7 protein-coding genes and 2 pseudogenes are annotated in these 9,717 nt (G+C 39.8%); all 9 read left to right on the forward strand.

Annotated features, from left to right (window positions below; genetic code table 11):
* Positions 1-80: 80 nt before the first annotated feature.
* A complete protein-coding gene (locus ABID23_RS06145) occupies positions 81-1,706 on the forward strand; it encodes an ABC transporter substrate-binding protein (protein ID WP_354190359.1) in 1,626 nt (541 codons plus the stop codon).
* Between the two features lie 317 nt (positions 1,707-2,023).
* Positions 2,024-3,643 (forward strand): ABC transporter substrate-binding protein, encoded by a 1,620-nt coding sequence (locus ABID23_RS06150; protein ID WP_354190361.1) that lies wholly within the window; start codon positions 2,024-2,026, stop codon positions 3,641-3,643.
* Positions 3,644-3,761: 118 nt separating this feature from the next.
* Positions 3,762-4,835 carry an ABC transporter permease gene (locus ABID23_RS06155; protein ID WP_354190363.1) on the forward strand — a complete coding sequence of 358 codons (1,074 nt, stop codon included), beginning with the start codon at positions 3,762-3,764 and terminating at the stop codon, positions 4,833-4,835.
* Between the two features lie 2 nt (positions 4,836-4,837).
* Entirely contained in the window at positions 4,838-5,767 is a 930-nt protein-coding gene (locus ABID23_RS06160; protein WP_354190365.1) for an ABC transporter permease, read from the forward strand.
* Positions 5,760-6,635 carry an ABC transporter ATP-binding protein gene (locus ABID23_RS06165; RefSeq protein WP_354190367.1) on the forward strand — a complete coding sequence of 292 codons (876 nt, stop codon included), beginning with the start codon at positions 5,760-5,762 and terminating at the stop codon, positions 6,633-6,635. Before ABID23_RS06160 ends, ABID23_RS06165 begins: the two co-directional genes overlap by 8 nt.
* Positions 6,632-7,414 (forward strand): ABC transporter ATP-binding protein, encoded by a 783-nt coding sequence (locus ABID23_RS06170; RefSeq protein ID WP_354190369.1) that lies wholly within the window; start codon positions 6,632-6,634, stop codon positions 7,412-7,414. Before ABID23_RS06165 ends, ABID23_RS06170 begins: the two co-directional genes overlap by 4 nt.
* A 151-nt stretch (positions 7,415-7,565) precedes the next feature.
* A pseudogene (locus tag ABID23_RS06175) lies at positions 7,566-8,854 on the forward strand (phage tail sheath C-terminal domain-containing protein).
* Complete coding sequence (locus ABID23_RS06180; protein ID WP_354190371.1) at positions 8,851-9,369, forward strand: phage major tail tube protein; 519 nt, start codon at positions 8,851-8,853, stop codon at positions 9,367-9,369. Before ABID23_RS06175 ends, ABID23_RS06180 begins: the two are co-directional and overlap by 4 nt.
* 9 nt (positions 9,370-9,378) lie before the next feature.
* Positions 9,379-9,627 (forward strand): annotated as a pseudogene (locus ABID23_RS06185) (hypothetical protein); the annotation flags it as partial.
* Positions 9,628-9,717 lie beyond the last annotated feature (90 nt).

Here is a 9,717-nt window from a genome sequence, read left to right on the forward strand (position 1 = left end):
TTTTGTATTTTCTGTCATTCGTATCTTAAATTCATCTAAAATCAGTTGATTTATATAACAAGATTTGGGGAGAAAAATTTATGAACTTTAAAAGAAAATTATTAAGAGGCGGTAGCTCTTTTATCACTGCCTTTATTGTCATGGGGATGTTTCCGCAACAAGTTTCTGCAAAAACCCCCGCTAATACGCTCGTGATGGCTTGGAATCTTGATGGAATTAGTACATTTGATCCTGCACAAATCAATGATGTTTATGCTGGTGAAATTATTCTCAACGTTTGTGATAATTTGGTTGATAGTGTTCCAAATGATGCAACCAAATTTGTTCCGCGTTTAGCAAAGAGTTGGGATGTTACGAGCGATGATCATGGCACAACAATTACCTTTCATTTGCGTGATGATTTAAAATTTAATGATGGTCGCTCTGCCAATGCCAATGATCTTGTTTGGAGTATGAAGCGCGTTGTTAAATTGAAGTTAGGTAATGCGTCAACCTTGAATGAATATGGAATTACAGAACAGACCGTTGATGATGTTATCCAAGCGCCTGATGAAAAAACGATGGTCATGAAGTTTGCTAAACCTTATCCAACCACGCTTCTTCTTGATAATATTGCATCTCGTTATGCCGCTGCTTTACTTGATCGCAAAACACTTATGAAGCATGAAAAAAATGGTGATATGGGCAATCATTATTTAGCAGCCCATTCTGCTTGTGTTGGACCTTATCAGATAAAGAGTTGGAATCCAGGAAAAGGGCTTATGTTGCGTGCCAGCTCTCATTACTGGGGGGATAAACCTAAACTCAAGCAGATTTTAATTAGTCATGTTTCCGAGCCCAGCACACAGCGCTTAATGTTGGAAAAACATGATATTGATGTTGCTCGTGATTTACCGTCAGAGGCTTTAGAAACTCTTCAAAAAACAACAGATATAAGAGTTGAAAAGATTTTACCGCCCCTCATGATGTATTGGGGCTTTAACATGACCAATCCTATTTTCTCGCATGCAAAAGTGCGTTTGGCAATGCGTTATCTTATTGATTACGACGGTCTTGGGAAAACGCTGCTGAAAAATGTTGCGATTCCACGTGCAAGTTTTCTCCCTCTTGGAACTTTAGGGGCTTTGGATGAGAAAGAAGGTCAGCCCTTTAAGCTTGATCTAAAAAAAGCAAAGCAGCTTTTGACCGAGGCTGGTTATCCTGATGGATTTGAAGCGAAGATTTTAGTATCGGCAGCTCCTTTAGGAGAGACACTTGCTCAGTCTATCCAAGACAATGCTGAAAAAGTTGGTGTTCATCTTAAAATTGAACGTTTGGCAGGTGCGCAGTTATTTGACAAAGTTTATGCACGTGCTTTTGATACAGTCGTAATGGGATGGAATAGCGATTCTAGTGATCCTCAAACGATGGCATCACGCATTATTTATAACCCTGATAATCGGTTTGAGGCTAAGAACACGGCTTATCCCAGTTGGCATCAAGGATACTTTGATGAAAATATGAATCGGTTGGTTGAAGACGCTTTATTTGAAAAAGATCCTAAAAAACGAGTAGAGAAATATGGCAATTTACAGCGTAAGCTGATGCAAGAAGGGCCTTATGCTTTTATTTATCAAAAATATCAAACTGTAGCGCTTTCACCTTCTGTCAAAAAGTGGGTTTGGAATAGTGCTCCCCGTATTTTCTATAATCTCATTGAGAAATAAATCTATAGTAGGCAGTTTTGAGGTAGAGGGTAGAGGGGTACTCCTCTACCTATTCATGGTTTTATCATTTGGAGTTGAAAATTACGAAAGATGAGAAGTGACTTAATTTATGGCTTCTTCATTTTTATCGATATTGGTAAATGTGGACTATTGGGTCGCTGGATATTATAGATTCTAGAATTTTCTAAGACTGATAAGGACGTGACTTTGGTTTTGTGTATGTTTTTTATATGAGCTTGAAGATATATTATGCTGTTATGAGATTATAATTTTTTTGTTTATAAAGGGTGAGATAAATTGCGTGACGGGAAAATAAAATGAGATTAAAACAAATATTCAAAAATTATTGTATTTTACGATGGGGCGTTGTTTTTTTTAATATTTTTGTACCATCATTAGCAATGTGTATCCCACCGAAAGATACTTTGGTCATGGCATGGAATATGGATTCTATTAGTAGCTTTGATCCAGCGCAAGCGGTTGAAGTTGTAACGAGTGAACTGTTGACAAATATTTGTAGTGCGTTAGTGCAGTATGATAAAGATGATCCCACGAAAATTCGTCCTGCCATGGCAAAGTCTTGGGATGTTTTAGATAATGGAAAGAGAATTGTTTTTCATCTTCGTGATGATTTGAAATTTGATGATGGAAGAACGGCGACAGCGCAAGATCTCGCATGGTCAATGCAGCGAATTATTAAATTAGGGTTTAGTTATGCACAATCTTTAACGGATTATGGATTTACGGAAAAGAATGCTGCAGCAAATATTCAAGCTCTTGATGATAAAACTTTACAACTAAAGCTAGACAAACCTTATCCTGTCCAACTTATATTAACAGTAATTGGTCAGTCTTATGCATCTGCTTTGCTTGATCGCAAAACGGTTGAAGCAGAGAGCATCGATGGTGATATGGGTAATAAATATTTGTCTACACACTCTGCTTGTGTTGGTCCTTATAAATTGGTACGCTGGCTTCCAGGAGAAAAAGTCGTATTACAGGCCACAAAGCATTATTGGGGGGAAGAAGCTAAAATTAAGAATTTTGTCGTGCAGCATGTCGCTGAATCGGCGAGTCAGAGGCTTCTTTTAGAAAAGGGGGATGTTGATATAGCACGTGACCTCTCTTCAGCGGATGTTTTAGATATTGAAAAACAAGGAGGGTCAGTTAAAATTAGCCGCGTACTACGCCCACAGATCATTTATTTATCGTTGAACAATAAGAATCCGGTTTTTGCTAATGAAAAAGTAAGGTTGGCACTTCGTTATCTAATTGATTATGAAAGTCTTGGAAAAACTATTTTAAAGGGGATTGGAATTCCACGTGCAACTTATATGTCATTGGGTGTTCCGGGGGCTTTGGATGAACAAGAAGGGGTACCATTTAAGTTAGATTTAGAAAAGGCAAGACAGTTAATGAGTGAGGCTGGTTATCCGAACGGTTTTAAAGCAAACCTTCTTGTTGGCAGTCTTAGTTATATGTCATCTGTTGCACAGTCTATTCAAGACAATGCCAGTAAAATTGGTATCAAGTTTGTCATTGAACAAATGGCACAAAGTCAACTGTTGAATCGCGTGCGCAGTGGGAATTACGATACTGCTATTATGGGGTGGGGGAGCGCTGATCCTGATGGACATCCTGCTTCATTAAATCATGTTTTTAACCCTGATGCAACATTTACAAAAAAACATAATATGTATTTGGCTTGGCGTGCTGGATATTATGATGAAAATGTCAATAAAATGGTCATGGATGCTTTGTTTGAGAAAGATCAAAATAAGCGCATCAGGCTGTATCGTGCTTTACAACACTATATTTTTGAACATGGTCCTATGGTCTATTTATTTCAGACATACTATACCATTGGTATGGGGCCTGCAGTAAAAAAGTGGGTTTGGAATAGTTTTAGATTATACTACAATGATGCAGAGAAATAAAAACAAGCATATCATAAAAATTATAAAAAGCTTATAAAGCATGCTTGATTAAGCTTTTCTTTATTGTATAAAAAGGGTATCAGCTTTATGTTTTGTCGCTATGGAGGGGGATATTATAATGGTTTTCCCATTTTCGGAATCTGAAGAAGCAGTATCACAGGAGAAAGAAGCTCTCCCTATATGGGGGTTTCTTTCTAAGGGACTAAAGCTGTTTATTTCGGTTTTTGTGACGTTGCTTGGTTTGATAACAATCACTTTTTTTATTGGTCGTATTCTCCCTTTAGATCCCATTCTTGCTATTCTTGGTGAGAATATTAGCCAGGAAGCTTATGATACCATGTATCATAAGTTGGGTTTTGATCAGCCATTGATTTTTCAGTACTGGAGTTATCTTAAGCATGTCTTTATGTTTGATTTAGGGGATTCATTAACTTCAGGACACTCTGTTGTCGAGGATATTGCTCGTGTATTTCCGGCGACGTTAGAGCTTGCGACGGTTTCCATTATTATTGGTACAGGTTTTGGCATTCCACTTGGCGTTTTTGCAGCTATGTATCGTGATTCATTTATTGATTATTGTGTCCGTATTTTTACATTGTTGAGTTATTCAACACCAACTTTCTGGCTTGGATTGATGGCTCTCTTGGTATTTTATGCTAAACTGAATTGGGTTGGTGGTCCAGGACGTATTGATTTTATATATGAATATTCCTTTGAACCTAAAACAGGCTTTTTTCTTTGGGATACGGCGACGCAGGGGCAATGGGAGGCGTTTGGTAATGTTTTGAGCCATATTATAATGCCAGCTTTAGTGCTTTCTTTTGGTACTATGGCTTATATTAGTCGTATGACTCGTGGTTTTATGATTGAACAATTAAATCAGGAATATATCATTACTGCGCGTGTTAAGGGATTATCATGGGGGCGAACAGTTTGGAGACATGCCTTTCGTAATGCTCTTGTTCAAGTGATTACTGTTGTTGCGCTTTCTTATGCCTTTTTATTAGAGGGGGCTGTGTTAACAGAGACAGTTTTTGCTTGGCCGGGTTTTGGGCGTTATTTAACCAACGCACTTTTGGCAGGAGACATGAATGCAGTTGTCGGGTGTACACTGCTAGTAGGGTGTCTCTTTATTGTCATTAATTTATTTTCCGATTTACTTTACCGTATTTTTGATCCAAGGACACGTTGAATATGATGATAACTCATAACGATAAACCACGTTTTTTATCTTCTTTGAGATGTTGGTTAAGTGGATCTGTTCCACAGTCAGCAGTCCAAGCAAGCGTACAGAAATTCTATCATCTATTGGTTCGTTTTTTTCATAGTCTTTCTGCTCTATTAGGTATGTCCATTATTTTGATTGTTATTTTATGTGCAATTTTTGCTCCTTGGATTGCTACACATGATATTGCAAGCAATGATCTTATTCATCGTTTGCAACCACCGTCTATGGTGCATTATTTTGGAACAGATGAGCTGGGACGTGATATTTTTAGTCGTTTGGTTTTTGGGTCACGTATTACACTCTATATTGTTTTTCTGACCACCATCATTGTGGGACCAATAGGACTTGTTGTCGGTACCATTTCTGGTTATCTAGGCGGGTGGGTTGATACTGTTTTTATGCGTATTGTTGATGTTTTTCTCGCTTTTCCAGGTTTGATTTTAGCTCTTGCTTTTTCAGCAGCTTTAGGACCAGGTATTGAAAATGCAGCCATTGCAATTTCAATTGCTGCATGGCCACCAATTGCGCGTTTGGCACGTGCAGAGACCTTGACTATACGTTCCTCAGATTATGTTTCAGCAGTTCACTTGCAAGGTGCATCTTCTTTACGAATTATTTTGTTACATGTTGTGCCGATGTGTGTTCCTTCTGTCATTGTTTGGTTAACATTGAATATGTCTGGAATTATTTTGACAGCTGCAGGACTTGGTTTTTTAGGCTTAGGTGCTCAACCGCCCAGTCCTGAATGGGGCGTAATGCTTTCGACAGGTCGTGAATTTATGATGACAAACTGGTGGTTGGCAGCAATACCAGGTTGTGCAATACTGTTTACAAGTCTTGGCTTTAACCTGTTAGGTGATGGGCTTCGTGATATATTGGATCCGCGCAATGGATAAGAAATTATTAGAAATAGAAGATTTACGTGTTGCTTTTCCTACACCACGTGGGATTTCTGAGGTTGTGCGTGGTATTAGCTTTTCTATGGGAAAAGAAAAAATTGGAATAGTGGGGGAATCTGGTTCTGGAAAATCGATGACAGGGCGAGCAATTTTGAAATTAAGCCCCAGCGCAGCAATCGTCAAAGCTAAAAAAATGTGCTTCAGTGGTATTGATTTATTGGCGGCGAGTGAACCAGAGATGCGGTCTATTCGAGGAAGACGAATTTCGATGATTTTACAAGATCCTAAATACTCACTTAACCCGTTGGTGAGAATTGGTGATCAGGTCATGGAAGCTTATCGTATTCATTACCGTGTTTCAAAAGCAGAGGCACGGGAGAAGACAATTTCTATGCTGGAATCTGTTCATATTCGTAACCCTGAGCGTGTAATGCGACTATTTCCTCATGAAGTATCTGGTGGTATGGGGCAGCGTGTGATGATTGCAATGATGCTTATTCCTAAACCAGATTTAATTATTGCAGATGAGCCAACTTCTGCACTTGATATTACAGTAAGACGCCAAGTTTTATCTGTATTGGATAAGCTTGTAACAAAGTCTGGAACAGGACTGATTTTCATCAGTCATGATTTAAATATGATTGCTGATTTTTGTGATCGTGTTTTTGTTATGTACGCTGGACGTGTATTAGAAGAATTGCCTGCGTGTGATTTGTCTCGTGCTTGTCATCCTTACACTAAGGCTTTGTTGGCGAGTTTACCACGACTTAGTAATCCTGTTGATATTTTAGCTGTTCCTGAGCGCGACCCTGATTGGTTGTATAATCCTACAATTGTTAATGGTGTTGAAGGAGATGCTCTGTGAAAAAGCGTGATAATATACTTGATGTTTCTGATTTATCTGTAACCTTTGGGCATAGACATAAGGCCGTAAGAGTTGTGAAAAATGTTAACTTTCATATCAAACGTGGTGAAGCTTATGGTTTAATTGGTGAGTCGGGGTGTGGAAAATCAACTATTTTAAATACATTAGTTGGGCTTATTCCACATTATAGCGGAAGTTTTGTATTTGATGGAGAAGAGGTTGCGGAAAAAAGAGATAAGCATTTTCTACGTCGTATTCAAATGGTTTTTCAAGATCCGTACTCCTCTCTTCATCCAAGGAAAATGGTTCATACAGTTCTTTCAGAATCTCTTAAAATTCATGGTATGGATAATCCCAAAGAACGCGTGCGTGATGCTTTAGATTCTGTTGGTTTAGACCCTTCATTTCTTTATCGTTATCCGCATGAACTATCTGGAGGACAAAGGCAGCGTATTGCTCTTTCGCGGGCTTTAATTGTTGAGCCAGAGGTTTTGCTACTTGATGAGCCAACATCTGCGTTAGATGTGTCAGTACAGGCCGAAATTCTAAATTTGTTGAAGTCATTACGAGAAAGAAAAAAGCTCACTTATTTGATGGTATCCCATGATCTTGCTGTGGTTGCACATATCTGTGAGCGTGTTGGAATTATGCATAAAGGAATTATTCTTGAAGAGCTTAGCAATGATGATTTGCGAAATTTACATGCACAACACAATTATACAAAGATGTTTTTTGAAGCAACTATTGAACCGGTTGTTCATAGAGAAGCAATAGCCTGATGGGGCTTATGCAGTCATAAAAGCGTTATTATTATTTTAGCGTTCAAGATCGTCCCTTCAAAGCCCTTTTAAAGTTTTTTTGACTGACAGTGTCAGACTTATGAAAGTGTGCCTATGTTATTATGGTCTCTTCATTGACTTGGAGAGCAACATGGCAACAGAGTTTAATCATGGTATTCGTATTATTGAGGCTGGTGAAGAGCTACGTCCCCTAGCAGCATTTGATCAGAGCGCCATTGGTGCGGTTGTCACAGCCCCTGATGCCGATGCACAAACTTATCCCCTCCATGAACCCGTGCTTCTCTTTACGCATGAGATAGACAAAATCAAAAAGCTTGGGCAAAGGGGCACGGCTCTTGATGTGATTAATATCGTGCGCGCGCAAGGCATAGAATCTAAAGTTATTCTTGTGCGGGTGGAGGAAAAATCAAAAATTTCTCAGACCCAAACCGAAATGGTGGGTTCTCACGCTACTTTGATTGGTGTGCATGCTTTGACCCATGCGCGGGGGCATTTGGGTGTGGAACCTGGGATTTTGCTGGCACCAGCTTATAGTGCAGGGCGGATTGAGAATGGCAAAAACCCCGTGGCAGATGCCTTAGAACAAGTGGCAGAAAAGCTGCAAGTCATTGCCGTATTTGATACGGGGGGAAACAACACTGAGGAAAGCCCCAAGTTTCGTGCAGACTTTTCCTCACGCTTTTGTTATCTGATTGCCCCTTTGTGCGCGTGGCAAAGAGTGAGGGTGGTTTTAGTATTAAGCCAGCAAGTCCCTTTGCGGCAGCAATGTTTCTCAAACGCGATAAGCAAAAGGATGGTGTTTTTTGGTCACCCTTTAACCAAGATGTTAAAGGTATTTTAGGCACAGCACGCCCCATTAGTTATTTTGATGGCAAAATTGATCATGAAGCCAATCGTCTCAATCAAACCGATATTGCTACCTTTATTCCCGCACGGCTTAGCCAAAATTCTCATGGAAAAATAGCTGCCAATGGACGTATTTTATGGAGGAAACATACCACTTCTAGTGATCCGCTCTGGCGTTTTGTCAATGTGGTGCGCACCCGTGCAGTCCTAGAAAAAACCATCATCAACAATTTGCGCCCTTTTGCCAATGACGAGAATCTCACCGGTCAACATGTTATTGCCATTACTCGTTCTCTCACACAGTTTCTTGATGATATGATTACTCGTGGTGCTCTGCTTGGTGGACGTGTCTGGTTTGACCGTGATCTAAACTCCAACAGTACTTTACAATTGGGAAAATTGCGGGTGGAATTTGATGCAGAAGAAGTGCCTCCTCTGGAAGACTTAAGCTTTGGCAGCCGTCGCAATAGCGCTTATTTTGACCGGTTGGCGCAAGATATCCAAAAGAAAATGACCTATCAATTTGGCGATACACTTGAAACTTATCGCAAAGCAGCAAGGAGTGAAGCATGACTTTACACATTGTACGCGGTTTTACGCTAATTGTTGATGATGATGTGAATCTTCATCTCGATCTTGAAACGCTTAAATTGCCCACGCTGGAAGAAATCATAGAAACCTATCAACCAGGCGGTTCTGATATGCAAATTGATGTGAGCGGTCTTGGTGTGAAAGCTCTCGGTTTGCAAATGAAAATCCGCAGCCACACCCCAGAAGTGATTGGTATCTTTGGTGGTCCTCCTGGTCTTCGTCATAAATTTACCGGCAAAAAACATGTGGTGTCTGAAGAAGGCGGACGCGAGCATGAACATTCCATTGATGTCACGGGGCGCTTGGTCAAGGTGGATAGCGAAGGCTTAACGGCTGGAAAAGCCACAGGCCATGATTGCGAGATCAAAAATATTTGGGACTATACGGAATTTTGGGATGGTTCTGTTTTGCACCGCTTTTCCTTTAAACGGGGCGGTTGGCTTGTGCGCAATGGACAAGAGATCGGTGAACGGCGCCGCTCTATTCTCAATTTATAGGAATTGATCATGACAAGTTTACAAACCAGCCTTGATATAGAGCTCCAAGTTCCCCTTGTTTATAAGGAGAGTGATGGCAAAGAATCTCTATGCAAGAAACTGACCTTTTATCGCCCCACTTTTAAGCATGCCAAGCAATTAGCGGTGCTCATTGGACCACAATTGACAGAGCTGCTGCTTCCTGAGTTTGGAGAGCAAAAAACCACTTTGAGCAATGATGTGCTTATAACGAAGCTTTCTCAAGTTTTGTTCTCATATAGATTCACATTATGCATAAAAACACAATAAAGTCAATATGTTGATTGCAATTATTTTATATGAATCCACTTGAGAATCCATCTTTTTATA

It is taken from the genome of Bartonella silvatica (genome assembly GCF_040545155.1).
Classification (GTDB): Bacteria; Pseudomonadota; Alphaproteobacteria; order Rhizobiales; family Rhizobiaceae; genus Bartonella; species Bartonella silvatica.

What these genes read in the sequence shown, in the direction of transcription:
- ABID23_RS06145 (WP_354190359.1), top strand. Translation starts at nt 81, where the DNA reads ATGAACTTTAAAAGAAAATTATTAAGAGGCGGTAGCTCTTTTATCACT.
- ABID23_RS06150 (WP_354190361.1), top strand. Translation starts at nt 2,024, where the DNA reads ATGAGATTAAAACAAATATTCAAAAATTATTGTATTTTACGATGGGGC.
- ABID23_RS06155 (WP_354190363.1), top strand. Translation starts at nt 3,762, where the DNA reads ATGGTTTTCCCATTTTCGGAATCTGAAGAAGCAGTATCACAGGAGAAA.
- ABID23_RS06160 (WP_354190365.1), top strand. Translation starts at nt 4,838, where the DNA reads ATGATGATAACTCATAACGATAAACCACGTTTTTTATCTTCTTTGAGA.
- ABID23_RS06165 (WP_354190367.1), top strand. Translation starts at nt 5,760, where the DNA reads ATGGATAAGAAATTATTAGAAATAGAAGATTTACGTGTTGCTTTTCCT.
- ABID23_RS06180 (WP_354190371.1), top strand. Translation starts at nt 8,851, where the DNA reads ATGACTTTACACATTGTACGCGGTTTTACGCTAATTGTTGATGATGAT.